Source organism: Flocculibacter collagenilyticus, assembly GCF_016469335.1.
GTDB classification, from domain to species: domain Bacteria; phylum Pseudomonadota; class Gammaproteobacteria; order Enterobacterales; family Alteromonadaceae; genus Flocculibacter; species Flocculibacter collagenilyticus.
The window spans coordinates 2,547,448-2,572,069 of record NZ_CP059888.1; the positions used below are offsets into that span (position 1 = coordinate 2,547,448).

The window sequence follows — 24,622 nt, forward strand, 5'->3', positions numbered from 1 at the left end:
AATAAGATTAATATGGTTTCGACTCAAAACAATATTAAGGAGAAAACAATGTTTGTTACTACAATACGTGCGGTCAGTGCCAGCGTTTTAATTGCGTTATTAGGCGCTTGTAATAACAGCCCTTCAAATTCATTTACAGGCCATAATAATGTTATGCAGCCTCCTGTAAGCTTGCCAGGCGATAACTATATCAGCCCGTCATTTGAAATACGTTCAGCAGCAGTAAAATACGAGCCAGTATTAGACTCTTTTTTGTTTACCATTGAAGCGATGGATAACGTAGCATCGGTAGTTCCTACTCCCGCGGGTCAAGTAAATGGAGCCCCCGTACTTGGTTATGTATTCACGACTAACCTTTCACCTGCAGATATTGGCTATCAACATGTTGAAGGTACTGTCGCACTAGCTATAACTAGCCACCCAGACTTTGACGACACACCGCTTTGGGACGAAAACAATAACCAAGCTTACGACGATGACGGCGTGCTCTATCACTCTCACTGGGTCGTACTTGAGCAAAATGAACTTGCTACTGAAAAGCTAGCTGTTGTGCAGGCAAAAGATACAGATGTATTAACACCAACCTCACCGATGCCGATGTACCTAGACTCCCCCGGTTTTACTATTTTAGAAAAAACAGAAAAGTTACATGTCATTGTGCCCGCTAATGCAATAAATCGCCGTAATAGTTTTACTGCAAATGCGTTAACGGCATATTTAGAAGTGGATGCGAATGGTGAGGCGCCATTACTAAAAGTTGAAAGAATATATGATAGCTTTTCAAGCATACTAGAAGTTACAGGCACTGAAACTATGCCTCAGAGCAATTGGCCTGATATAACCGTAGCTGGTGATGAAGGTACGTTAAAGCTTAATGATGCATCAGTAGATTATGTAGCAGAAATCGACAGCTTAATATTTTCTATTTATACGCAGGGTAATGCCGCCACAAAAACGGTAACATCGAATGGGCAAGTCGACGGTGCATCTGTACTGGGCTATGTATTTCCAACCACCCTTTCACCAGAGCAAGTTGGTTTTAAGAATATTTCAGGTGCTACTCTTGCCTTGGCAGTGACAACACATCCTGACTTTGACGACACACCGCTTTGGGACGAGAATAATAACAATAATTACGGAGATGACGGTAAGGTTTATCATACTCACTGGGTTGCTCTTGTATCTGATGAAGAATCTCAGGCGGGCTTATCAGTTCCTTCTGCAAATACCGCAAACTTGCCCCCAACGTCGCCAATGCCCATGTATATCGACTCACCTAACTTTCATGCGTTTGCACAAGATAATTTATTACGGATTATTGTACCTACTCAAAGGGTAAATAATATAACGACATTTAACTTTGACAGTGTTACTGCGGGAATGAATGTGGATTTATCAGGCGTTGGCCCTGTACTACGGGTGAATACCGTTCACGATATTTTATCTGGTGATTTAAGTTTGCCTTACTCAGTGACACCTAAGCAATTAACTGACTATTAAGATGTAATCGCCCCCTTGCATCACAATAAAGGGGGCAAACTACTTACTGAGAAATTTTATAAGCGCTCTGAACTCGCACCCAATGTGTGCACTTGCTTAATATTTTCAACATTCACTTTAAATTTTTCTCGAGAGCCTGAAAAAGCCAACATGAGGCAACTAATCTAGAATCACGGTGATTTTAGTTAACTACCCTCAACCGCTCTTTTGGCAACTTTATAGTAAACTGGGTTTTCATGTTTTTTGAATTCGCAGAAGCATGTGTATGTGAGCTTAATGACATGAGAGTCGTCTGATAATATCGCTTTATTAATTAATGGCTGAAAGTCCACTTTCTCTTTCATCGGTTTTATTTCAGGCAGATCATAACTCAGCCCTGTGCTTAAATACGCAACCAATATTCCTTTCCATAACTCGCGTATGGCCAATTCTTCATTGTCTAAATATGGCAAAAGCATAGACAATGCGTGACACCCCGTAACCGTGTGCAAAAGAGTGAAGTCATCTTGGGCGCAAAAGGTATTTAATGCAAACGTTCTTACCGTAGCAAGATCAATGCGCTCAGGCTGGATCACAATGTTTTGCTGGTTCAACAACTCACCAATTTCATTCATTCTGTCTACAATTATTCCCGGCGAAAACGCATGGTTTACACCTATTGGAGCAACTCTTAAAAGTATCTCTTCCAAGGTTTCAGTCGTAAATGATTCATTTAAAGCGAAGGGCTGATATTCAGCACACCAATAGGCGAGTGCTATCGCCGCTTCACTTTCATTACTTGCTTCTACGGCATAAGCTAAACGAATAAGTGAGTGAAAAGCTGACGCTGAAAGACCACGAATTAAAACTGGCAATGACTGAGTTAATACGGCGTTCATTCCTTTTAACGCTAGTTCGTTTTTGAAATACCTAAGATAGCTTTTAAATTGTTTGCTACTACCTAAGTAATTGGAGATATCTTTAACAGGCGTTATATTTTCTAAACTACCGATACGATCAAGCCCATGAATACTACTTGAAAAAGTGCGTGCTAATTTAGCATCCGAAGCATTTAAACGGTTTAACGCTATTAATACCATCGGCAAATGGGTGGCAAGTCCTTTACCATATAAAGGGTGAAACTGACCGGCCTCATCAAGTAAGCTACTAAGGTTATTAGATTTATTCATGAACATCCCTATTAGTATAATAAATTATTAAGATCTAAATGACGGTACAATAACTGGCTTTCTACCTTACATAACTTCTTCTTTGTTAGCACGCTAATTCTTGTCGGGTGACGCTGAGTAAAGCCAACGGAAAAACTTATGGAAGATATAAAAACTGACGGAAAAAGTTAATCCCCGTACAGCCAGCAGAACTAGATCTGTTTCACCAACAAAATAAGTGGTATTTATTTCAAGCCCAAACAACAAATAAGTGGTAAGCACACTTGCAAACAAACTTGATACTGAACTAGCTAAACTTGATTGAGATTTACCTTGTCCTTTTGGCATATATAGTCCCTTAATACGGTTAACTGTAACTAAGTAATGTTAATTTCGGTTGGAATTGATGACGGCTCTACCAGTAAATGCATGTGACAGCGTAGTACCGTCTACATATTCTAATTCACCACCTACAGGTACACCATGAGCAATACGAGTGGCTTGAATATCATATTTAGCGCATATTTCAGCAATATAATGAGCGGTTGCCTCACCTTCAACGGTTGGGTTTGTTGCTAAGATGACTTCTTTAATATGATCACTGGCAAGTTGATGCTCTAACTCGTCTAGCCCTACTTCTTTAGGGCCAATGCCATCTAACGGAGATAACCTGCCCATAAGCACAAAGTAACGACCCGTAAACTGGCCTGTTTGCTCTATGGCAACAACATCAGCAGGTGACTCTACTACACATAATGTCGCATTATCTAAGCGACGCTGATTTTGGCAAATACTACATATCGCTTCCTCTGAAAAGGTTCGGCATTTTTCACAATGACCAACGTTTTCCATTGCAGATAATAATGCACTTCCTAACTTTTCTCCGCCCAACCGATTTCTTTCAAGAAGATGGAAAGCAATACGTTGAGCAGATTTTGGCCCTACACCCGGCAAACATTTTAGTGACTCTACTAACTCTGAAACTAATGGGCTAAATTTCATCTTATTACCTACTCAACTGAAATTTGAAATATTTTCTGCTATTTATATCACTTGAACACAACAAAAAGAAAGCCACCCTTTTATGCTTAGGGTGGCTTTCAATAATTGCTTGAGTTAATACCTCAAAAAGGCATTTAGAATGGCATTTTCATACCCGGTGGTAAATTCATGCCACCCGTTACTTCTGCCATTTTTTCTTTATTAGTTTGTTCTACACGGCGGACAGCGTCGTTAACTGCTGCGGCTAATAGATCTTCAATCATGTCTTTATCGTCTTCCATTAGACTTTCATCTAATTCAACACGGCGAACATTGTGATTACCCAACATTGTTACTTTAACCATGCCAGCGCCCGCTTCACCAACTACTTCTAGTTTTGCGATATCTTCTTGGGCTTTTTGCATTTGCTCTTGCATTTTTTGGGCTTGTTTCATGATGTTGCCCATGCCACCTTTAAACATAATCTTACTCTCTTTAATAATGCTAAATAAATCGATTAATAGCCTCAAGATATGGGCAGTTAACCTAAATTACAAGACCTAATTTAGCGGTCTAATGCTATCTTCATTTACCTGTGCGTCAAACTCTTGTTGCATAAACTGAACAACAGGATCAGAAAAAATAATTTCTTTGGCGCGACGTAACCTATATTGATCAATCTCTATTTGAATATTATAGGGGGTTTTTAGTAATTCTTGCGTATTTTCAATTTGCAGTATGACATTTTGTTGCAATGTATTTTGTAGTGCGGCTAATAGTTGATTATACGAATTTTCAGTTACTAAGTGGCTTTGCTCATTGGCGAGTGTAAGCTTAAATGTATCATCAATTTGCTCACAAACAGAGTGCAGTGCAATTTGGCGAACCCGCCCAGTCACACCAGTTCTATCTACTAAATTAGCCCACTGATCGACTTGTGAGGCGATTCTTACTTGGTCGGTGTACCCCTGCTCAGATAAAGCAATTAATTGAGGAGCTTCAGGCGGTGCTACGGGCGTTGTTTGCGCTTCCAGTTCACTACTATTTTCATCTGCGCTTTTTTCTACGGCAGTGTTATTTTCATCTGATGGACTAACTCCAGTAAGGTTTGCATTATCAATTTGCTCAATGCCTGCAGACCGTGAAGGCTGACCAAAAGGCTGTTCAACAGAGTGCTGAATGGATGATGCATTTGCAACCTCTGCGGTTTGCACAGGGCTTTGCTGTTGAGCTTGCTCTAAAGTTGAATAGGGTGATTCATCCGTTTGCTGATAGTTCGTGACAGTCGCTTGCGGTGCAGCTTCAGCATTGTTTGTTGCCTCAGGCGGCTTACTTAACTTTTTTTCACTATCCGCCTGCGTAAACGCACGTTCATTAGAATTTGTTCTAGTTGCTAGTATGGCGGCGAGTGGATCACTGTGTTCAATTGTGTTTGCCGTCAATGGCGCAGGCTGTGCAGACACCGCAGAATGGGCTTCTTGTTCAGGTAACAGGTTGGCGTCTGTTGGATTGCTGCTGAATGAGTCTTTTTCTAATGAATCGTTTCCTAATGAATCGCTACCTAATAAATCGTTATCTAGTGAGTGCCCCTTCATTGACTCGGCTTGCTGCATAATTTCAGCTTGCTGCTGCGCTAAGTTTTGACTACTTTCATCTTGATCACTGGCAGTGTGCTGTACTGTCACCGATGCTTCAACAGCCGATGTTTCAGCAACCGATGCTTCAGAAACTGGCGGCACTGATATTTCAGGAGCGCTCTTCTCAGAATAATTTGTTGATTGGCCACCAGCTTGATGAGTAGTTTGCACCGTTGCAGCTTGCGCTTGCTGCCTAGCACCACTAACAGGCTTGAATGACAAAATCCGCAGCATGACCATTTCAAAGCCAGCTTTATTGTCAGCACTAAAAGGCAAGTCGCGCTTACCATTGAGCACAATTTGATAATAAAGTTGGATATCTTCCGCCGTTACCGTATCAGCTGCATGCTTAACAAACGCCTCGTATTCTTCTTCAAGTTCAGCTGCACTAGGTAGTACTTGCGTTAAAGCAATTAAGTGCAACAAATTCAAAATATCATCAAGAATACTTTCGTAATCTGGCGCCAATAGTTCCATATCACTTTTGTATTGAAACAATTGCGCGACTTGCTGTTCAAAAATAGCTTGTAGTAATTTTACAGCCCATGAAACGTCTAATGTACCTAACATTTGATGAACTTGATCATCAGTTAACGATGCATTGGATTGCGCAATTGCTTGGTCGGTTAACGACAGCGCATCTCGCATGCTTCCTTTCGCAGCTTTTGCTAATAACTGCAGTGCACTTGCTTGTGCAGTAATATTTTCTTGCTCAAGAATAAAGGTAAGCTGTGCTGCAATTTGCGAGCGCGTTAATGACTTTAAATTAAATTGCAAACAGCGCGATAAAATAGTGATTGGGAGTTTTTGAGGATCGGTTGTGGCCAATAAAAACTTAACGTGTTGCGGGGGCTCTTCTAACGTTTTTAGTAACGCATTAAAACTGTGTTTAGACAACATGTGCACTTCATCAATAAGGTAAACTTTATATCTACCCTGCGTAGGTGCATATTGAACGTTATCTAAAATTTCTCTGGTATCTTCTACTTTGGTGCGCGAGGCCGCGTCAATTTCAATTAAATCAACAAAGCGACCTCGCTCTACATCACTGCATACATTGCATTGTCCGCAAGGTGTTGCAGTAATGCCTTTTTCACAGTTCAGGCTTTTAGCAAGAATACGGGCTATAGTTGTTTTACCAACACCTCTGGTCCCAGTGAACAAGTAAGCATGATGTAATCTTTCTTGTTCTAGCGCATTGGTCAACGCCATTTTTACATGGTCTTGACCAACTAATTCAGAAAAATTTGCAGGACGCCACTTTCTTGCTAAAACCTGATAGCTCATCGTTAGTCGCCTTCGTACTCAACTATCGCATGAACATCTATATTTAAGTTTTTAAGTCTTGCCTCGCCACCTAAATCTGGCAACGATACAACAAATGCAGCATGTTCAGCTTTTGCACCCAGTCGCTCTGCTAATTTAGCGGTAGCTTCAATTGTGCCACCCGTTGCTAATAGGTCATCAACTAAAAGTACTTTATCACCTGCTTCAAGTGCATCAGTGTGAATTTCTAGTGTATCTGTACCGTATTCAAGTGCATAGCTTTCTGCAATTGTTTCTCTTGGTAATTTACCTGGCTTGCGAACAGGCACAAATGAAACGCCCATTGCGTATGCTAACGGTGCACCGAAAATAAAGCCACGCGCCTCAGTTCCAATGATTTTAGTAAACCCTTGGTCCTGATATTTTTCTTTAAAATGATTGATCACTAACGAGAAAGCTTCAGGATCTTGCATTAGACTTGTCACGTCTCTAAACATGATACCTGGCTTTGGATAGTCAGCTACGGCTTTAATACTGGCTTTAATTAATTCAAGTTGTTCATTACTCATGATAAGGATCTCGAGTGGTGTATTTCGTAAAAACGCGCATTATGACAAAGATCACTCGCCGATACCATTAGGAAGTGAAATTGCGAGCAAACTTCCTTGTCATGTTGTTTGAAAATTTACTTGAAACACACTACCCAATGTCTTATTAAGCAATTTTATCGTTAAGACCTTCGCCAATAACCGATAATAACAAACTTGACGAGATAGGCTTTTCTAAGACCACTTGAACATTATATTTTTTTGCTTGATTGATCAGTTGTTCATTTTTTTCTGTGGTCATTATATAAATGGGAGTATGTTTATATTTAGCGAGTTTACGAAGATTTTTACAAAGTATCACTCCATCCATAATTGGCATTTTGTAATCAATTAAACAACAATCTACGTCATATTGATTTGCTTTTTTTAATCCATCTAAGCCGTCACTGGCTTCTATAACTAAATAGTCCATCTTGGTTAGTTCAGACAACAAGTTACTACGAACTTTTATATTGTCATCAACCAACAAAATACGTTGATTCATGTGTTTCACCTTAACATTACCTGTACCCGCAATAACCTGCTTAACAGGATTATCGCATTACAACTTTTCAAGCTAACTACATAAAAATCGACTGCATATGATTTTTCAGCCTAAATCCAACTATAAATTACACTACACTTGAGACAATACAAATGCATATTGCGCTCTGTTTTGTAACAGAATCTAACTCATAACTATAGCTGAGCTTTAATAATTGTGAAGCTTAATATTAGAAGATCAGAGCAGTCGAGTTAATCGCTGAAATAGCACTGAATGATCATTTATTCGTCTGCTTTTTGTCGAATAATTCTTTTGTCGGCTAGCTGTCGTAAAACGGTCAGCGCCCCTGCTTCAATTTGCTGCTTCGTTAATTGCTCAAACATTGCATCAATTCTGGTGACAAGTTCAGCAAATCGGATCCCTGGCTGCTGCTGAATAAAACTAAGTAACACTGCAGTAATACCATTAATTTGTAAAAACTGAACTTCATCACCTACATCGCGGTATACAACCAAGTAAATAGGTTCATCTAACGGTTCAGTTGGGATGAAGTCAATGGATATTTGATGAACTGGGAAATGATAACTTAATGAGTAAGCCAAAGAAGATAGCGCTAATGGAGTGTGTTCTACATTCCCTTCAATCGGCAATGAAACATCATCTTCTGCGGTCGCTAATGCTAGCTCTATCCACTCATAATGCGCAAGCTCTTGGATAAATGGAAACTCAGCGTTCTCTGGGGCTCTTTCCTCAAGTATATAATCTAAAAACTCTTTCGAGATATGTAAAAAATAAGGCGATTTACAATCATGAGAAATAAAAAACGCTCTAACCAAGCTCAACCACTCATCTTCTTTGTACAAACTTTTTAGCACCGGAAAGCCTGATGAAACAAACCCTTCAATATTATTGAAGAATAACTCTCGGTAAATATTTAAACGTCTATCCTCTATATCATCCAATGGCGCTATATTTTCAGGATCCCGAATGTGTGCCATAAATGTTGCTTGAACGTCTTTAAACGATGTTTCAGCCATAACATACCTTCGGATTACTCATTGCTTCACTTTGTTGCTTTTTAATTAATTTCACTTCTTTAGCCAGCTCCGAGAGTGGCGGAATATTAAAGTCTCTTTCCAATAACGTAGGGAAAACACCATGAATTTCATAGGCTTTTTGTAATAGCTGCCAAACGGGCGTGATCACATCTGCACCGTGTGTATCAACAATAAGATCAACATCTTCATTATAATGACCTGCTATATGTCCATATCGAATTCGATGGGTTGGTAGTGCCGCCAAAAAAGTTTCAGCATCATATCCATGATTAATCGAGTTGACATAGATGTTATTTACATCGAGTAATAGCTCGCAGTCAGCCCCTTCAAGTACCGCATTGGTAAATTCGATTTCTGAAAGCTGTTGTCCTGGCGCTGCATAATAAGATACATTTTCAAGTACCAATGGCCTTTCAATTATGTCTTGTACGGTTTTAACTCTGCTGACAACGTGCGCTACCGCATCTTCGGTGAACGGTATCGGCATCAAATCATACATGTGCCCTTCACCTGAGCAGTAACTTAAATGCTCACTGTAAACACTAATATTGTGCAAATCTAAAAATGCTTTCACTTGTTTTACAAAGTCAACATCTAACGCGGCGGGGCTACCAATCGATAAGCTTAAACCATGAGTGGTAAAACTATGTTGCTCGGTTAGCTGTCTAAATTTCTTTGCGTACTTCCCCCCAAGTGGTATCCAGTTTTCTGGTGCCACTTCATAAAAAGAGACGACATCTGGCGAATGTGACAACACCTCATCAAGCATTTCTCTTCGTAACCCCAGACCAGCGCCATGAAGTGTCTGTTCTTTATCCATAAACACCTTCTAACATTCTTTTACTCATTTAAGACAGGTAAACCTAACCTAAATACTTAACGCACTAGCATTTAGGTTAGGTAAAATAAAAGCCAGTTAAACGATTACATTAACTGGCTTTTATTACGTGAGTTAGTTAACTAAACCAACACACTACAACTTAATACTTTGGGATAAAGGCTGTTAACTATGCAGCACCACCGCATTTGCCTTCACCACATTTACCTTCTTTTTTGGCTTTTTTATCGCCGCCGCATTTACCTTCACCGCACTTGCCTTCGCCACATTTACCTTCTTTTTTGGCTTTTTTGTCGCCGCCGCATTTACCTTCACCGCACTTGCCTTCGCCACATTTACCTTCTTTTTTGGCTTTTTTGTCGCCGCCGCATTTACCTTCACCGCATTTGCCTTCGCCACATTTACCTTCTTTCTTGGCTTTTTTGTCGCCGCCGCATTTACCTTCACCGCACTTGCCTTCGCCACATTTGCCTTCTTTCTTGGCTTTTTTGCCTTCGCCGCATTTACCTTCACCACATTTGCCTTCACCAGCATCTAACTGGTAACCCGCAACAAGTTCATTTACTTCAAATGGATTTGCATTAGCATTAACAGAAGTTAACGCAACTGTACTTACTGCAACTGCACCAACCGCTGCCGCGATGCTTGTTTGTTTAATCGTTTTCATGTTGTTTCCTTTTATGGATTGCCTTTTGTAACTTAAGACCCCAGCTGCAATAAATTTCTTTCAAAAAATTTTATAATTCGCTCAAAAAATTAAAAAAGTATATTTAAAATAAAGAACGTGAACTTTCAACAGCACTGTTTATACAAACATTCACATTAGTGTGTATTGGCCTAGTGAACGGTAAACACACCCTAGAATAATAACCTCTTAATTATCAGATAATAAATTATAGTATATCTATTTGTGTGTCTATTCAGACTAGCGGTGATTTTCTTTAATCATGTGCCACTTTTAAACAATATTGCGTTGCTATTGACCAAGCACTTTACTTTTAGGGCGTGTTGGCCTTTCGAGGTCATTTATACAAGGCAGAGCAGGTAAAGTGTGGATATGTGCGATAACGCAGTATAAATGACAGACAAGCGCTGCCTTTGGGTTCATCTAAACGTTTCTCGCTCTTTTTTGTGACGCGCTTAAAAAAACGTTTAGATTGAACAAGATTCGACCAATAAAGATTAACACACGTCCTAGTCACCTGATTTTTATTAGAAATAAATAAAACATAAATTAAGGGAATTTTTTCACCTTTTATGGGGTCTTAGTAGAGGTAGTATAAATTAGTCATCCCTTTTTATATCATGTGCCTGGCTCTCAGCCAGTGCTACTATGATGACAGCCAGCTCCCCGCTGGCTTTTTTTTGCTTAAATATTTAGTAATATACGGGTAGACTTCAGTAAACCTTATTTATTTTAGGTAAAAACATAAACAATGCATGCGCAATATTCAGATCAATTAGACCTTCCTAGTGTTCCATATAATGCTCCAACCTTAACTTACGAAAAGCCAGAGCTTGGAATTAACTATTGGATTTGTGACGACTTTTTTCCACAAAAAACAGCGATTGAAATTGCTAATAGGTGTTTTAACAAAAGTAAGTGGAAGCTTGGTAAGCCATATACAAATGAGTTATGGCCAGGCATGCGTTCAAAAAACGCATTAAAGAAAAAGGAACTTGCCCAAGTTGAAGAATGGGCAAAACAGCAGCTCAAAAAATCTAAACTCTGGGTAGCTGAATCTAACGATGTTGTGGTGGATAGTAACACTGCTATTTTAGTTGGGTCTGAGGAGGGGGATGCTCGTCCACATGTTGATAACCGAAAACTATGCGAATACGGCGCAGTATTATATCTAAGCAAAAATCCTGCTCCCAAGTCTGGTACTTCATTTTATCGCATGAGATATTCAAATGGTGCGGCTGGTGGAAACTTAGTTCAGCATCCTTACCATAATCTTGTAGACGCTTTAAAAACCACCAGCTTGCCACCTGATTCATGGTATGAAGATCACCAAATTGAAAACCAGTTTAACCGCCTGATCTTATTTAAAGGAAATATGGTTCACAGTGCCAGTGGTTATTTTGGTAAAGACAAGCGTGACAAACGCCTTGCTATTACCTTTTTCTGGATGACCGAAGAGTAGTAATTCCAAGAAAGTCATCCAAATAAAAACAGCGCTAAATTATACTAGCGCTGTTTTGGTAAGCGGAATATTATTTATTTGAAGAATGGATCAATTCTTGATTGTGCCAATGGGTGGTAGCCCGGCCTTGCCTTCTTGTATACCTCGTGTGCCCATGCTCTTTTTTCACCTTCGGATAAACGCTTATAAAGAGGAACAATAAGTTTTCCACGTCCAATACTAGACAAGTATTGATCTAACTTCGGGTTAATAGCTTGATACCCATTTTCAATTGCTAAATTGAACCAAGCAAATGCAATTTCAGCATTTTTTGAATTGGTTAAATTAAATGATTGATCAAGTTGCAGCATGTGCTCTTCAGATAAATTTCTCGGCAATTCATTAATAAAATATAACCACTCGTGAACGGTCCACTTTTCAGTAGATAAACTGGATAATTCTGCTTTCCCTTCTAACCAAGCATGTTGGCTCTGTTTAACTTTTTTGAAGGCATCTGACTTAGGTTGAGGGGCATCAGCAGGTAAACCTGTTCCAAAAATCCATTCTTGTAGCTTTTCGTCACTCACTATTCCCGGATATTTATGCGTTAAATGTTTTTTAACATACTTGACGAAGTCTTTAGTAGTTAACGATAAAAAAGCATAATCATCAAAGTATTGTTTAACAAATGGGTCGAATTTATCACGGCCAAACTTCTGTTCTAAGTATATTAGAAATAGCTGCCCTTTTACGTAAGGTATTTCACTAAATGAAACATCTGGATCGCGACCGTTTAGCGATAACTTTAAACGTGTATCATCTTTATCTAATGACGCTAAATCACCATTTAAACTGTCGGCAGCTAATGCTTGCTCCATTACTGCGCGGTCTTCACCAAATACTTCTTCCATAATTCTATTTTCAACATAGCTGGTAAATCCTTCGTTCAGCCAAAGATCTTCCCACGTAGCATTCGTTACTAAATTACCTGACCAAGAATGTGCTAACTCATGTGCAATTAAATTTACAAGGCTTTTATCACCAGCGATGACCGTAGGGGTAATAAAGGAAAGACGTGGGTTCTCCATTCCACCAAACGGAAAGCTAGGTGGCAAAACAAGTAAGTCATAACGACCCCAAGCATAATCGCCATATATATTAGTTGTTTGATCCATCATTTCTTGAGTGTCATTAAACTCTGCCACAGCATCATCTAAAATATATGATTCGGCATAAATTGCAGTTTGCTTAGACATGGCTTTATATTCTAAATCACCTACCCCAATAGCAATTAAATAAGGCGGGATGGCTTGAGGCATTGAGAAATGGTAATCGCCATCTTTTTCTGTGTTTGCACTATTGTCAGCACTCATTACCGCTAATAGGGGCTTTGGCGTAGCGATACGTGCGCTATAAGTAACACGCATTGCAGGTGTATCTTGTACAGGTATCCAGCTACGCGCATGAATGGCTTGAGATTGGCTAAACATAAATGGATATTGCTTCCCCGCCGTTTGCGCTTTTGTCAGCCATTGTAAACCAGACGCTTTTGGCGTGGAGTGGTAATGAATGCGTACTTTTTCAGCTGCGCCGGGCAAGTAAATGGTTAACGGAGCACCTTTAACAGGATGCACCTTGCCTAACTCAAATTTAGCACTTCGCCATTGTCCGTTAAGTAGTGCATAAGTACTTTTTATTACTAGGTCTCTTGTATCAACAACAAGTTTTGGCTTTGCTTTATCGCTCCATTCCAGCGTATGTTCAACAAAACCTTCTAACCTTTTCTCGTCAAAGTTAACAAATAGATCAAGGTATAAGTGAGTAGACTCAACTTGTTCCAGATTCGCATCGGTATAGCTATCTTCTGCATTAGTTACATAACTAGTGGTTAAGCACAGTAGCGAAGCAAGCGTAAACAGCGCTGCTTTTGCATGATTTAACATAGTAATTTTATTCCGTTTTTATTATTTAACGGAATGAGTATACCCAAAGATACTAGTACGTGCTGACCTTTTCTATCCATTTTACCGCAGCAACAAATGCTAACTCACTGAAACACCACAAGCTGCAACGTTGTGCTGTGAAGCAGGCGCTATTGCCAATAAAAAACCTCGCTGATTTGTCACAAGCTCTATCGCTTGCCCGGCTCTCATATTCAATATGCTTTTATCTGAGTTAAGTTGTTTAATAATGGCTTCTGCAACCTTTAACGTACCTAAATCGCACACTTCAATAACCCAGTCGTCGTTAGTTTGCTTCAACAAACCTTTGTATTTAAGAGTATCTTGGTGGGCATATTTTGCAGTATTTAAACGTGATATAAGTTGATCGTGTTGCGCCTCTAGTAGCACACGTACTTCCTTGTTTCGTTTCTCAATATGAGAAGCGATTTGAGAATCGCCACTAGGCGGTTGCTGTGAGAGGTCGTTATATAACTCCACTTGGTGATAGTAAGTAACATGATCGTTATTATCTTGGCTGTGGCTAATCACATAAACTTTGTTTGCATCAATGACGACGTCAGGCGGTGTTTCCCGCAATATCAGCACTGCCAATAATGAAGCTGCACAGACACTTGCCATGCTTAAATGCCAATTAATTCGTTGCCACCAACTACTTTGTTGGTTTTTAGCTTGTTGCTTAACTTGATTTTTTACACTATTTGGCAATTGATAAGATGACTTTCGTTGTTGATATAACTGCTCAATTGACAAGTTTCGTTTGCTATCTTGCATCTTACAACTCCTTTAAATCCAATGATGTTAATTGCTTTTTCAATTGACCTTTGGCATAGCGTAAACGGCTTTTCACCGTTTCCATTTCAGCACTGGTTATTTTTGCTATATCACGCAAACTAAAGCCTTCTTGCTGCAAAATAAATGCTTCGCGTTGTAAAAATGGCAGCGTTTCTAACGCCTTGTTGAATGCCGCTTGAATGCTTTTGCTCTCATTTACGTTAATTTCAACGCTTAATAACGCCTGCTGCTCAGTAATATGTTCATTTAACTCTTCCATATGCCAACGACGCTGCCTGCGCATTTCATCAATTAGTAAATACCTTGAAATTTGAAAGAGCCATGCTTTGAATGAGCCTGACTGGCTGTAAATCGAACGATTATCAATCACTTTTAACCAAGTTAATTGGCAAATATCTTTTGCCATATCACGATCTGTCTGGCTGGTAATAAAGTGAAATAAATCATCGCCACAACGCTCAACTAGCTGCTCAAGCCATTTTACTTCACCCGTTTCTGAGTACTTACCCATTAACTGCTCATTTGACGCCTCGGGTAAGAGCCACTGTTTTAAACCTAACGATATTGCCATAAGCGTCCTTATTACTTCTTAATGCTTATTCGAGAATACTGAACTTTTTTAGGATTAATACAATTTCTCCTCATTGACTCATTTCTCAATTGTATAGCTATTTGTAGCATACATCCTTGTGTAATACTTTCCCTTAACCTTGCTTACAATTATTACTACCATTTTTTATTTAATAATTTAAAGAGAACTCTAATCGAATTCTTTGATTAGGTAATGCTACAGACTTACCATCAACCGTTTTAGGTTTATATTTCCACTTTCTTAATGCACGAATTGCCTCACGATTAAACATTCTATCTGGTAATGCTTCTATTACTTTTACATTTTCAACCGTACCTGCCCCCGAAATGGTGAAGCTTAACTCTACCCACCCTTCTATGCCTTCACGAGCAGCCGCAATGGGATATTTAGGATCAATTCTAACAATAGGCATCGCTTCATTATCAGCACCAGCGCTTAAGTCATTTGATAGTTTCAAGTCGGTACCTATATCTAAATCAAAACCATCAAACGCAAAACTCGGCGACGTTGCTTCTGATACTGTCGACTGTTCAATTTGCGGTGGCATTTCAGGTATTTCCGGAGGTGACGGCAACTTTCTTACATTTTCATCAACCGGTGTATCCTCTACTTGATTAAAAATTTCTACTTCTGGGTACTCTATTACTTGCGGATCGTGAGACTGCGGCCCACTAATCAAGTAACTCATAAATGCAAATAAACCAAAAGTTGTCGCACTGCCAATAACTAATGAACCTAACAACTTTATTGGCTTTGATGCGTTTATTTCACGAAATGGCATTGCGTAATTTACGGATGCGGTATGTTCCATATCTGTCCCCTTATTCTGGCTTTACTGATGCTGTTTTGGCATCACTAAACCTACAACTGTTATTATTTTTCAAGGATGTGAGCATCAGATTCACTGCACAACTTGAGTGATAAAAGGTGACAAGCGCTTGATTGACCTTCACTAATATAACGAGTAGAAAATAAAGATGGGGTTAAAGAAAATAAAAAAGCCGCAAATTTTTTATTGCGGCCGATTTATTGTGCAAAATTCAAACTATTTGGAAACATTAAAATCAAGGCGTTACTATATAGCCTCAAGCGCCTCTGCAAGTGTTTTAACGCCTATAATTTTCATACCTTCAATGCCTTCTTTCGGCGCATTAGCAATCGGTACAATGGCGCGTTTAAAACCATGTTTAACCGCTTCTTTAAGTCGTTCTTGTCCACTTGGTACAGGACGGATTTCGCCAGATAGTCCAACCTCGCCGAATACAACCAAATCCTGCTCTAAGGCTTGATTTTTGAAACTTGAAACCAGTGCTAAAAGTAGTGCTAAATCGGCACTGGTTTCGGCTACTTTTACTCCGCCAACAACATTAACAAAGACATCTTGATCTCCCATTTGTAAGCCACCATGACGATGTAACACCGCTAATAGCATTGCTAACCTATTTTGTTCTAACCCAACGGCAACACGCCTAGGGTTAGCAAGTTGGGAATAATCAACCAGCGCTTGTATTTCAACAAGTAAAGGACGCGTCCCTTCCCAAATTACCATCACCACGGAGCCTGATGACATTTCTTCAGCACGGTTTAAAAAAATAGCAGAAGGGTTGCTTACTTCTTTTAGGCCATGGCCTGTCATACCAAAAACACCCAACTCATTTACTGCACCGAAACGATTTTTAGTACCTCGTAACGTTCTAAAGCGGCTATCAGTACTACCTTCAAGCATGATGGAACAATCGATGCAGTGCTCTAGCACTTTTGGTCCTGCTAATGTGCCATCTTTAGTTACATGACCTACCATAAAAATGGCAACATGATGTTGCTTGGCAAAGCGCGTTAAATACGCAGCTGTTTCACGAACTTGAGACACACTTCCAGGTGCTGACTGCACATCAGCAACATGCATTACTTGGATCGAATCAATAACCATAATGCCAGGCTTTTCTTGTTGCGCTAACGAACAAATCGTTTCAACACTGGTTTCCGCTAACATACGTAGTCTATCTGTTGGCAAACCAAGTCGCTTGGCTCGCATAGCAACTTGCTGAAGTGATTCTTCACCTGTAATGTACAAGGCATTCATTTGGTTAGCCAGTAAGCACATGGTTTGTAATAACAGGGTACTTTTACCCGCCCCTGGTGAACCACCAATCAAAATTGCCGAGCCTGGTACAATGCCACCACCGAGTACGCGATCAAACTCTTTAAATCCACTAGAAAAGCGAGGTACATCTTGCAAATCAATTTTATCCAGCGTTTGTACCTGCGCTTGAACGGCTCCCGCATATCCTGCATTTCTTGCCGAACGACTATTCGAAGGTGCGGTTATTTTAAATTCAGATATGGTATTCCACGCCCCACACTCAGTGCACTGCCCTTGCCAACGAGGAAATTCAGCACCACAATCGTTGCATACATACGCAGTTTTAGTTTTTGCCATGTTTAGTCCATGAGTTACAGTCAAAATTTTGTTTTAAATCAGGCATAAAAGTTGCTTTTATCTTCAAACATGCTATTAAAAATGCAATAAATACAGCTTTGTAAAACAAAATCATTAAATTTGATAGATAAGGTGTATTGTTATCGAATTTTGTATTTTAATACAGAGTACTAACTAGATAAAAATAAAAACGCATCTGGTAAACTAACTATTTATATGATTACGCCTGATTTAGAACCGTATAGCGACTTAATTGAAGAGTTGAAGCCTAGCTTAAAGCTGGCCGATTTTGATAATCGCTTTAAAAAAGCGACAAATAAATTAGCGAAACCGAAAGCCTTACTTGTAAAGATGGAGCTTAAGCGGTTAGCCCAGCCTTGCAGCCGTTTTATTGACTTACGCGGTAAAGTTGACGGAGAAGTAATCACATACGAACACAATGATCGTATGCATTTTATGGATGATATCGCAATTGATGCATTTGAAAGTGCATTAAAGCTTTATGGCGGATACACCATGGGTGTTTATGAAGAAGTCATGAATACCGACAATAATTTCCGTGTAATGCAAAAGAGCGACAGCACTGGTGCAGGCCCCAAAAGTTCAGGAAAAGGACAAGGCTCTAGTAATTACCCCGCCCAACAAATTGTTTTTGCCAGTTACGGCTCTCGCTCTGAAGAGCGCATGAATTATACCATTTCAATCGACGTAAAACTTGATGAAAAAAATACGATTTCAGCTAAAAGCGTCGATTTATCTGTTACCGGTTGCAAACTGAAAATTCTAAAGAAATACGCGGTAGAGCTTGGTCAACAGGTCGTCTTATACTTTGTGGGTTTAAAGCAAGAGTTTTCGCTTAGTTTAAAAGAAGATATTCATTACAAAATTGTTGGCATTGAGCCCGACGGTGAACATCAGTATGTGCGTCTTTCTCGGCTAGAGACCTCTAATCAAGCAGAACTAGACACTTTTTTAGAAAACTTTATTCGTGGTAACAAGCGCCGTTATCGCATTAATTTAGATAACACACTCAATGCGGTTTTAACTAAGGGTTACGAACAGTTCTATTTTCCTCGAACTGTTTCGATGGCTGCGGTGATTACAGCTAAAAATGAACAGTTAACCCTTTCAAGCGTTTTATGTACGGAAAATTGCACTGATATACTGCGTTATTTTACCAATGAAGATCAGAATAACATTCTAAGGCAAATATTAACGCCACAACGCATCGAAGATATTCTTGCCCAAAAAGGTAACTTATCTGCCACTACACTGTACTGTTTTACGCATACGCAAAATAGTAAAATTCATCATTACTCAGCCACTGCTTTAGAGCTGCTTGCTGAGCCTGAATTAAAACCTGTATTTTTGGGCTTTGGCTCCCATAAAAAAGGTTGGCGAGTGTTTAACATTCAAGTACACGTGGTTTCACCTGATGATGCGCATATTCCATTGTCGCTTCCTGATACCACTAGCGAAGAAATTAAGCGTCTTAACAAACCACCTTCACCTCGGGTACAAGCTTATATAAAAGACGCTAAATATCTTGTTGTTATCTCTGATCTAACTACTGAAGCTAGCCAGCAACAATATGGCGCAATCAGTTATGATAAAAAACAAGTGAGTAAACTAAATAGATGGCACCATAAAAAGCTAAAAAGTTACACTCACTTTGAAGTTACGCATGCACAATATATTAATTTGCGAACAGAGTTTAGATATTTATACAAAACGAAAATTCTTTTGCAGAACCAACCTGAGGGTGATATTTCAGGCACAACCCGAGACTTTTCTGTTAACGGCTTACAAATAGAACTTGATCGCCCTACCCAACTTAAAAAAGGTGACATGGTTTTAGTTGCCCTACCGGAGATGCAAGGCATAACCAGTGAGTTAAAGCTCACGCGCATCCCTTATGAAGTGGTAGCGGTAAGTAAAGCAGGAAATATTGTTAATTTACGTGCTTATGTGATTACCAAAGATCATGCCGGTAAGCTCTTTTTCCAAAAAGTGATTCGCCATAATCATAAAAAGCTGGTTAAAGCAGAACATGAACCTAAGGTGCCGGGTTTATCAGATGCAATTCGTAACATCCGAGCAAAGAACTTTGCTAACCTTACCTTTTTCATAAATCGTAAAGGTATAAGGTACACGTTAAAAGCGTTAGGTGAAGGAGAGTACCCAACATACGCACATAAAATTCTATCGCGTTTTAAAACAGCTGATGACGAATATAATACCTACCCATTTCAAAAAAATGACGTTATCAATACACGGTTAAGTGATGATTTAAAGGCCATGTCTCGTGGCGATAAACCAGCAACATACGATGTGTATGTGCGCTTTAGGCCGCACTTGCGAACATTTGATGAAGCAATTTTAGCTTATTATGATTGTGACTTTGAAGATAAAGCAAGCCGCGAAAAGTTTATTAAAAATACAATAGAGTCGGATATATTTTTCTGCTTTAGGATTTTTATTTCTCGAACTGGTCGCCCTGATACCGACTATATTGCCAATGAACTGCAATACGTGAGTCAATACGCTATCCATAAAGCAAAAGTATTAGAGCAAGATCTTTGGGGCGTTATCGCTGTTGGCGAAGGCATCGATATTTCTGAAGAAACCATGATACGCTCTGGTATTAGTAACGAAAAAATAATTCAACAACTTAAACAAAGGCGCTTAATTAAGTGATAATTCATTTATACAACTTATAAGCCTTGAAAGTGATGAGATTAAGATTTAATAGTTGCCAATATTCTGTCTAGATGATTTGCAAACTGCTGTTTGTCGGCTTGGCTGAGTGGTGGTGGCCCACCCATTTCCACGCCAGATGAACGCATAGTATCCATAAAATCGCGAATGTTTAACCTAGCTTTAATGTTCTCTTTCGTAAACAGCTCGCCTCTTACACTTAGTGCTAGCGCTCCTTTATCAATTGCATCAGAGGCTAAGGGTATGTCGCTCGTAATGACTAAATCACCCTCACCGACTCTAGCCACAATTGCATCATCTGCTTTATCAAATCCAGACTCAACTTGTACAAATCGAATATATGGAGAGCTTGGCACACGCATACTATGGTTAGCAATTAACGTAACCATGACTGCCTTTCTTGATGCAGCCCGAAATAATATTTCTTTAATTGCAACTGGACAGGCGTCTGCATCTACCCATATTTTCATGTTTCTTTCCTTTGTATCGTTATTCTAATCGAAAGCTACTTTCTCGTCTTAGCCCGATTTGCTATGCCCACTAGTTTAACTGGTTTCTAAATGAAAATAACGAAATGCATTTTTACCAGCCACTTTAGCTTGATACATTGCCGTGTCAGCATACTTTAATAGTTCAGAACGGCTCTTGCCTTGTTCAGGATACATCGCAATTCCCATGCTAGGTGAAATAACAATAGGGTAACCGTCAATATCTTTAATTTTCGCCATGCTTTCAAAAATCACACCTGCGATACGTTCAATATCATGCTGCGACTGCATATCTTCAAGAATAAGAACAAACTCATCCCCTCCCAGTCTAGCGACGGTATCTTGCTCTCGAACAGCTAGCTTTAAAAGTTTAGCGACCTTCACCAATAATCCATCACCAATTCCATGCCCATGTTCGTCATTAACCTTTTTAAAACCGTCAAGATCTATAAAACATACTGCAAATGAACGTTGGCTACGATTAGTTCTTGCCATTGCATGATCCAACCTGTCCATCAATAACGCTCGATTAGGTAAACCTGTTAATGGATCATAATTAGCTAATTTTCTAAGTTTTTCTTCTGCCAACTTCTGCTCTTCAAGTGCTAGCTTTAGTTTGGCTTCATTTAGTGCAAGCTGCTTAGCTTGTTTAATCGCTTTTTTTCTCGACTTTCTTAACCAGTTTATTAATAACACAAGTGAAATGAATATAACGGAATACGCTAAATAAGCCATCACCGTAAAATATGGTGGCGGATTGACGTTAAATTTAATTGATGCCGGAGCAGATACTTTTCCTGTTTCATAGTTTATCGCACTAACATAAAAGGTCCATTCTCCTTGCTCCCACTTAGGTAATGCCACCTCGCTCTTAGACGTAATGATAGGTGCAACAGTAGTGGGGCCATCAACCCAATATTTGTATTTTATATTTTTTGCGTTTTTAAAATGTAAAGCCGAAAACTGAATGGTTAAACCGGAGTCTTGATGTTCAAGATCAATGACGGGTGTGTTGATGATCCCTAATAGCTCGGTGTCAAACAGTTGACGTGAAAGCAATGAAACATGAGTAATATAACTTTTTAGCTGTGTATCTTCACTTTCAAGGTACGACTCAACAAAATCATCTGGATGAAAGCGTACTACTCCACGAATAGTACCTAATGCAAATTCTCCTGTGCGACTAACGGCTCCTGCATCACCATTAAATTCATTGGTCATTAAGCCATCTTGAATGCGAAATACCCGCACATGGAAGTTATCTTTATTAATACGTGCAAGCCCGTTGTTTGTTGGCACCCAAACAAAACCATGTTTATCGTGATACAAATTATGCGGTGAATTATCTGGTAAACCATGTTTACGAGTAATTTGCGTTATTTCTTTACCTGTTTGCTTATCTAACACATAAATACCAAAACCACTATAAGAAACCCAGATATGATTTTCAGTAAAAATCATATCTGTAGGAAATGTGCTAACATCATCCGATTCAGGTAGTTGATGAAAGACTGTCAGTTCGTCCTGCACAATGTCGTACCTAACTATTTGACTTAGCTTAGATAAATAAACTGTACCGTTACGTTCAGGATCATGTGTTATATAGCTAATTAATTTATTATTTGACTGAACTAACGATTTATTTACCTCACTTTTTTTCAAGCGCTGTGTTCGAGTGTCATAAAAAAACAAACCATTTCTAGTCACAATACCAAGCTGATTGTCGGACATTTTGAAAAGATCGCCTAAATCATTATTTGCATTAAATAACGTATGCTCATTTATTTTAGAGTATCGCTTTTTACCTGTTTCAACATCCCACTCAAATATTCCTTCTAAGGTTTTAATCCATAGGGTATTTTTCACTTCCTCTAAATCAAGTATAAAGTTATCACTACGATGAGGCTCTTTATTAACTTCAAACTGGCTGACTGTTCCTGTTTTTATATCTACTAAATTGAATCCATTTACAGTACCCACCCAGTAGTTTCCAGAAGCGCTTTCTGTAATTGCTGTTACAACATTATGGCTTAATGACTGACGCGCATTTGAAGTAATAAAGTGAGTTGTGAATAACGATTTTTCTGTATTCCATCTAAAAATCCCATCATCTTCACTGCCTAACCAAATATTACCCAACTTATCTTTTAATATATTGGCTATACGATTGTTGGTAGCCACGCCATAGCGATCTGAATATGCGAAAAGCTTTTGACTCTCTCCATGATTAATTAATTGAAATAAACCGTCGTCTGTAGCCAATAAGTAGTGTTGTGGCTTTAACTCCATGACTTGCCATACATTTTGATTCGGTTCAAGCACCTTGCTTTTAACCCTAATCGGCGGTTCAGCAGGAAAATTAACATAAACCTCTTTTCTAGCTGCAGGCGGAGAAACAGCGTCTTTCCCGTAATGATGACGAACGTTAGCTTTTGTCATTTCATCAAGCGGGATTTTATACAGCCCCATAACGGTACTTAGAATCATACCGCTATGTTTTGTAATATGTATCCCTTTCACATTCTTTCTAAGCGGGAATGTTTTATTCACATCTTCCGTTTCAGCGAGGTTCAAAGCTGATAAAAAGTCAATTTCTCTAACTTGCTTAGTTTGAAGGTTTATCTTCAAGAGTCCAGCAGAAGTACCAACAAGCAAATCGTTATCAACTTGCTTAATAGTTCTAATGATATGCCCGCCAACTAAAAAATGTCGAAGATTTAAAAATGAATGTACTTTATTTGACACTACATCAGATTGAAAAATTGCTTCAGAAGTGGCAATCCAAAGTGCTTCCTTCAACACATTTTTCTGAGGAGTAATTGCTAAAAATGATATATCAGAAGGGTTATAATCTGGAGGGTGAATGATTTCAACTTCTTCAATTGTGCCTTTGCCCTTGTCGATAATAAAATTCCGATTCGGGGTACTTCCCACCCAAATTCGATCATGCCCATCTTGATACAGTGTATCTATTTGCCTAATTTCTAGAGCATTTAACGGACCACTAATTTTACGTATTTCATGCCCGTCATATAAGTTAAGCCCATTTTGCGTTCCGATCCATAAGAAGCCTTCATGATCCTGTAACATAGAAGTTATCTTGCCTTGACTCAGGCCATGCTCTACTGATAAACGCTGAAGATAAGGAATGTGGCTGGCAGCAGTGGCTGATGAGAAAACAATGAACAAAAAGGCAACATATAACACGCGCATGGTTCTTCCTTAAACTACTACGAAGCAAGTTGGCCAATATTCTTATTGACACTTTATTTTTATTATTAAGCTTTGTTTTATATTTCAGCAATGACGCTATTTTGCGGTAGCTATTTGATGCTACTGCACTTTTCGGCCGCGTATATTACTATTCTTTGACCAAAAGCGGCGACATTCTAGCCCATATCTTTTTTTTTCGCCACTGTTTAAAGAAGCAACAGTCTTTGCCTATTACTGTCAATTTATTGCCGCTTTTTATTTTAAAAATGATCGTTGTCACTTAAAAGAAAATATTAGCACTTACCTAAAAACCTATTTACATGCCCAAACGCTGTGAAGTTAGAATGTTTGACTCGCTATCCCAAGTAACAATGTCAATTAATTAAATAATTATTCATTCAGCTGTTATTTTTGGCACACAACCTGCTTTCATATTGGCATCACGCAATTAAGTAAACATCTAATGTCATTTAAGTGCGTAGTAAATAAATTATGAATTTGAAGTAAGAGGTAAATTCACATGAAAACATTAACAAAGTTAACGATTACAACTGTATTATTAGCATCAACTATTGCCATTTCTTTTTCTGCAGCATCAGCGCCTTCGCGTAACCATTGTAACCGTGTAGCAGATGCCACAGCTCAAAGCGTAGTGAATATTAATGAACAGTCGGCAGAAGTTATTTTGTGTCGTCCAGAAAGATAAGACGTTTATTGCCATCACTATAGTTAGTCTCGCCTTTTCATTTTTGAAAAACGCTACGAGAGC

21 protein-coding genes are annotated in these 24,622 nt (G+C 39.0%); 4 read left to right on the plus strand and 17 right to left on the minus strand.

All coding sequences use genetic code 11. The features are described from left to right. The first annotated feature begins 48 nt into the window (after positions 1-48). Positions 49-1,500 carry a hypothetical protein gene (locus HUU81_RS11270; protein WP_199609049.1) on the plus strand — a complete coding sequence of 484 codons (1,452 nt, stop codon included), beginning with the start codon at positions 49-51 and terminating at the stop codon, positions 1,498-1,500. Positions 1,501-1,685: 185 nt separating this feature from the next. Here HUU81_RS11270 and HUU81_RS11275 read toward each other — a convergent pair whose 3' ends face one another. From HUU81_RS11275 to HUU81_RS11320, 10 genes are all read right to left on the minus strand, one after another. Beyond that, the gene (locus tag HUU81_RS11275; protein ID WP_199609050.1) at positions 1,686-2,669 is read right to left on the minus strand and encodes a questin oxidase family protein; all 984 of its coding nucleotides are present in this window, start codon (positions 2,667-2,669) and stop codon (positions 1,686-1,688) included. A gap of 93 nt (positions 2,670-2,762) precedes the next feature. Continuing rightward, a complete protein-coding gene (locus HUU81_RS11280) occupies positions 2,763-2,996 on the minus strand; it encodes a hypothetical protein (RefSeq protein WP_199609051.1) in 234 nt (77 codons plus the stop codon). A 39-nt stretch (positions 2,997-3,035) separates the two neighbouring features. Then, positions 3,036-3,650: a recombination mediator RecR gene (gene recR / locus HUU81_RS11285; protein ID WP_199609052.1), complete on the minus strand. Its 615-nt coding sequence runs from the start codon at positions 3,648-3,650 to the stop codon at positions 3,036-3,038. A gap of 134 nt (positions 3,651-3,784) precedes the next feature. Beyond that, complete coding sequence (locus HUU81_RS11290) at positions 3,785-4,111, minus strand: YbaB/EbfC family nucleoid-associated protein (RefSeq protein WP_199609053.1); 327 nt, start codon at positions 4,109-4,111, stop codon at positions 3,785-3,787. A gap of 78 nt (positions 4,112-4,189) precedes the next feature. After that, complete coding sequence (gene dnaX, locus HUU81_RS11295) at positions 4,190-6,553, minus strand: DNA polymerase III subunit gamma/tau (protein ID WP_199609054.1); 2,364 nt, start codon at positions 6,551-6,553, stop codon at positions 4,190-4,192. Positions 6,554-6,555: 2 nt separating this feature from the next. Next, on the minus strand, positions 6,556-7,101 hold the full coding sequence (apt, locus tag HUU81_RS11300; protein WP_199609055.1) for an adenine phosphoribosyltransferase: 546 nt from the start codon (positions 7,099-7,101) through the stop codon (positions 6,556-6,558). Between the two features lie 145 nt (positions 7,102-7,246). Next, positions 7,247-7,624, minus strand: coding sequence for a response regulator (locus HUU81_RS11305; protein WP_199609056.1), 378 nt, complete (start codon positions 7,622-7,624; stop codon positions 7,247-7,249). Between the two features lie 281 nt (positions 7,625-7,905). Continuing rightward, complete coding sequence (locus HUU81_RS11310) at positions 7,906-8,661, minus strand: HvfC family RiPP maturation protein (RefSeq protein ID WP_199609057.1); 756 nt, start codon at positions 8,659-8,661, stop codon at positions 7,906-7,908. Further along, the gene (locus HUU81_RS11315; protein WP_199609058.1) at positions 8,654-9,502 is read right to left on the minus strand and encodes an HvfB family MNIO-type RiPP peptide maturase; all 849 of its coding nucleotides are present in this window, start codon (positions 9,500-9,502) and stop codon (positions 8,654-8,656) included. Before HUU81_RS11315 ends, HUU81_RS11310 begins: the two co-directional genes overlap by 8 nt. 187 nt (positions 9,503-9,689) lie before the next feature. After that, entirely contained in the window at positions 9,690-10,187 is a 498-nt protein-coding gene (locus HUU81_RS11320) for an HvfA family oxazolone/thioamide-modified RiPP metallophore (RefSeq protein ID WP_199609059.1), read from the minus strand. Positions 10,188-10,956: 769 nt separating this feature from the next. Between HUU81_RS11320 and HUU81_RS11325 the strand changes: the two genes are divergently transcribed. After that, the gene (locus tag HUU81_RS11325) at positions 10,957-11,667 is read left to right on the plus strand and encodes a DUF6445 family protein (protein ID WP_199609060.1); all 711 of its coding nucleotides are present in this window, start codon (positions 10,957-10,959) and stop codon (positions 11,665-11,667) included. A gap of 74 nt (positions 11,668-11,741) precedes the next feature. Here the strand turns inward: HUU81_RS11325 and HUU81_RS11330 are convergent, their stop codons facing one another. From HUU81_RS11330 to radA, 5 genes are all read right to left on the minus strand, one after another. Continuing rightward, entirely contained in the window at positions 11,742-13,589 is a 1,848-nt protein-coding gene (locus tag HUU81_RS11330) for a M1 family metallopeptidase (RefSeq protein ID WP_199609061.1), read from the minus strand. A gap of 99 nt (positions 13,590-13,688) precedes the next feature. Continuing rightward, entirely contained in the window at positions 13,689-14,381 is a 693-nt protein-coding gene (locus tag HUU81_RS11335) for a hypothetical protein (protein ID WP_199609062.1), read from the minus strand. A 1-nt stretch (position 14,382) separates the two neighbouring features. Continuing rightward, positions 14,383-14,973 carry a sigma-70 family RNA polymerase sigma factor gene (locus HUU81_RS11340; RefSeq protein WP_233520485.1) on the minus strand — a complete coding sequence of 197 codons (591 nt, stop codon included), beginning with the start codon at positions 14,971-14,973 and terminating at the stop codon, positions 14,383-14,385. A 169-nt stretch (positions 14,974-15,142) separates the two neighbouring features. Beyond that, the gene (locus HUU81_RS11345) at positions 15,143-15,805 is read right to left on the minus strand and encodes an energy transducer TonB (RefSeq protein WP_233520486.1); all 663 of its coding nucleotides are present in this window, start codon (positions 15,803-15,805) and stop codon (positions 15,143-15,145) included. A 264-nt stretch (positions 15,806-16,069) separates the two neighbouring features. After that, positions 16,070-17,434 (minus strand): DNA repair protein RadA, encoded by a 1,365-nt coding sequence (gene radA / locus HUU81_RS11350; protein ID WP_199609063.1) that lies wholly within the window; start codon positions 17,432-17,434, stop codon positions 16,070-16,072. Between the two features lie 216 nt (positions 17,435-17,650). On the opposite strand from radA, the gene HUU81_RS11355 reads away from it, so the two are divergent. Further along, positions 17,651-20,131, plus strand: a complete 2,481-nt coding sequence (locus HUU81_RS11355) for a PilZ domain-containing protein (RefSeq protein WP_199609064.1) — start codon at positions 17,651-17,653, stop codon at positions 20,129-20,131. Between the two features lie 41 nt (positions 20,132-20,172). On the opposite strand, the gene HUU81_RS11360 is transcribed toward HUU81_RS11355, so the two are convergent. Both HUU81_RS11360 and HUU81_RS11365 read right to left on the minus strand, forming a co-directional pair. Beyond that, the gene (locus tag HUU81_RS11360) at positions 20,173-20,622 is read right to left on the minus strand and encodes a YaiI/YqxD family protein (RefSeq protein ID WP_199609065.1); all 450 of its coding nucleotides are present in this window, start codon (positions 20,620-20,622) and stop codon (positions 20,173-20,175) included. Positions 20,623-20,697: 75 nt separating this feature from the next. Beyond that, positions 20,698-23,853: a diguanylate cyclase domain-containing protein gene (locus HUU81_RS11365; protein WP_199609066.1), complete on the minus strand. Its 3,156-nt coding sequence runs from the start codon at positions 23,851-23,853 to the stop codon at positions 20,698-20,700. Positions 23,854-24,373: 520 nt separating this feature from the next. Between HUU81_RS11365 and HUU81_RS11370 the strand changes: the two genes are divergently transcribed. Continuing rightward, positions 24,374-24,559 carry a hypothetical protein gene (locus tag HUU81_RS11370; RefSeq protein ID WP_199609067.1) on the plus strand — a complete coding sequence of 62 codons (186 nt, stop codon included), beginning with the start codon at positions 24,374-24,376 and terminating at the stop codon, positions 24,557-24,559. The last annotated feature ends 63 nt before the right edge of the window (positions 24,560-24,622 follow it).

Excerpts from the sequence above, each read along its gene's own strand:
- apt (WP_199609055.1), bottom strand. The coding sequence starts at position 7,101 with ATGAGTAATGAACAACTTGAATTAATTAAAGCCAGTATTAAAGCCGTA.
- HUU81_RS11335 (WP_199609062.1), bottom strand. The coding sequence starts at position 14,381 with ATGCAAGATAGCAAACGAAACTTGTCAATTGAGCAGTTATATCAACAA.
- HUU81_RS11315 (WP_199609058.1), bottom strand. The coding sequence starts at position 9,502 with ATGGATAAAGAACAGACACTTCATGGCGCTGGTCTGGGGTTACGAAGA.
- HUU81_RS11290 (WP_199609053.1), bottom strand. The coding sequence starts at position 4,111 with ATGTTTAAAGGTGGCATGGGCAACATCATGAAACAAGCCCAAAAAATG.
- HUU81_RS11370 (WP_199609067.1), top strand. The coding sequence starts at position 24,374 with ATGAAAACATTAACAAAGTTAACGATTACAACTGTATTATTAGCATCA.
- HUU81_RS11330 (WP_199609061.1), bottom strand. The coding sequence starts at position 13,589 with ATGTTAAATCATGCAAAAGCAGCGCTGTTTACGCTTGCTTCGCTACTG.
- HUU81_RS11310 (WP_199609057.1), bottom strand. The coding sequence starts at position 8,661 with ATGGCTGAAACATCGTTTAAAGACGTTCAAGCAACATTTATGGCACAC.
- HUU81_RS11305 (WP_199609056.1), bottom strand. The coding sequence starts at position 7,624 with ATGAATCAACGTATTTTGTTGGTTGATGACAATATAAAAGTTCGTAGT.
- HUU81_RS11325 (WP_199609060.1), top strand. The coding sequence starts at position 10,957 with ATGCATGCGCAATATTCAGATCAATTAGACCTTCCTAGTGTTCCATAT.
- recR (WP_199609052.1), bottom strand. The coding sequence starts at position 3,650 with ATGAAATTTAGCCCATTAGTTTCAGAGTTAGTAGAGTCACTAAAATGT.
- HUU81_RS11365 (WP_199609066.1), bottom strand. The coding sequence starts at position 23,853 with ATGCGCGTGTTATATGTTGCCTTTTTGTTCATTGTTTTCTCATCAGCC.
- HUU81_RS11360 (WP_199609065.1), bottom strand. The coding sequence starts at position 20,622 with ATGAAAATATGGGTAGATGCAGACGCCTGTCCAGTTGCAATTAAAGAA.
- radA (WP_199609063.1), bottom strand. The coding sequence starts at position 17,434 with ATGGCAAAAACTAAAACTGCGTATGTATGCAACGATTGTGGTGCTGAA.
- HUU81_RS11340 (WP_233520485.1), bottom strand. The coding sequence starts at position 14,973 with ATGGCAATATCGTTAGGTTTAAAACAGTGGCTCTTACCCGAGGCGTCA.
- dnaX (WP_199609054.1), bottom strand. The coding sequence starts at position 6,553 with ATGAGCTATCAGGTTTTAGCAAGAAAGTGGCGTCCTGCAAATTTTTCT.
- HUU81_RS11270 (WP_199609049.1), top strand. The coding sequence starts at position 49 with ATGTTTGTTACTACAATACGTGCGGTCAGTGCCAGCGTTTTAATTGCG.
- HUU81_RS11280 (WP_199609051.1), bottom strand. The coding sequence starts at position 2,996 with ATGCCAAAAGGACAAGGTAAATCTCAATCAAGTTTAGCTAGTTCAGTA.
- HUU81_RS11355 (WP_199609064.1), top strand. The coding sequence starts at position 17,651 with ATGATTACGCCTGATTTAGAACCGTATAGCGACTTAATTGAAGAGTTG.
- HUU81_RS11345 (WP_233520486.1), bottom strand. The coding sequence starts at position 15,805 with ATGGAACATACCGCATCCGTAAATTACGCAATGCCATTTCGTGAAATA.
- HUU81_RS11320 (WP_199609059.1), bottom strand. The coding sequence starts at position 10,187 with ATGAAAACGATTAAACAAACAAGCATCGCGGCAGCGGTTGGTGCAGTT.
- HUU81_RS11275 (WP_199609050.1), bottom strand. The coding sequence starts at position 2,669 with ATGAATAAATCTAATAACCTTAGTAGCTTACTTGATGAGGCCGGTCAG.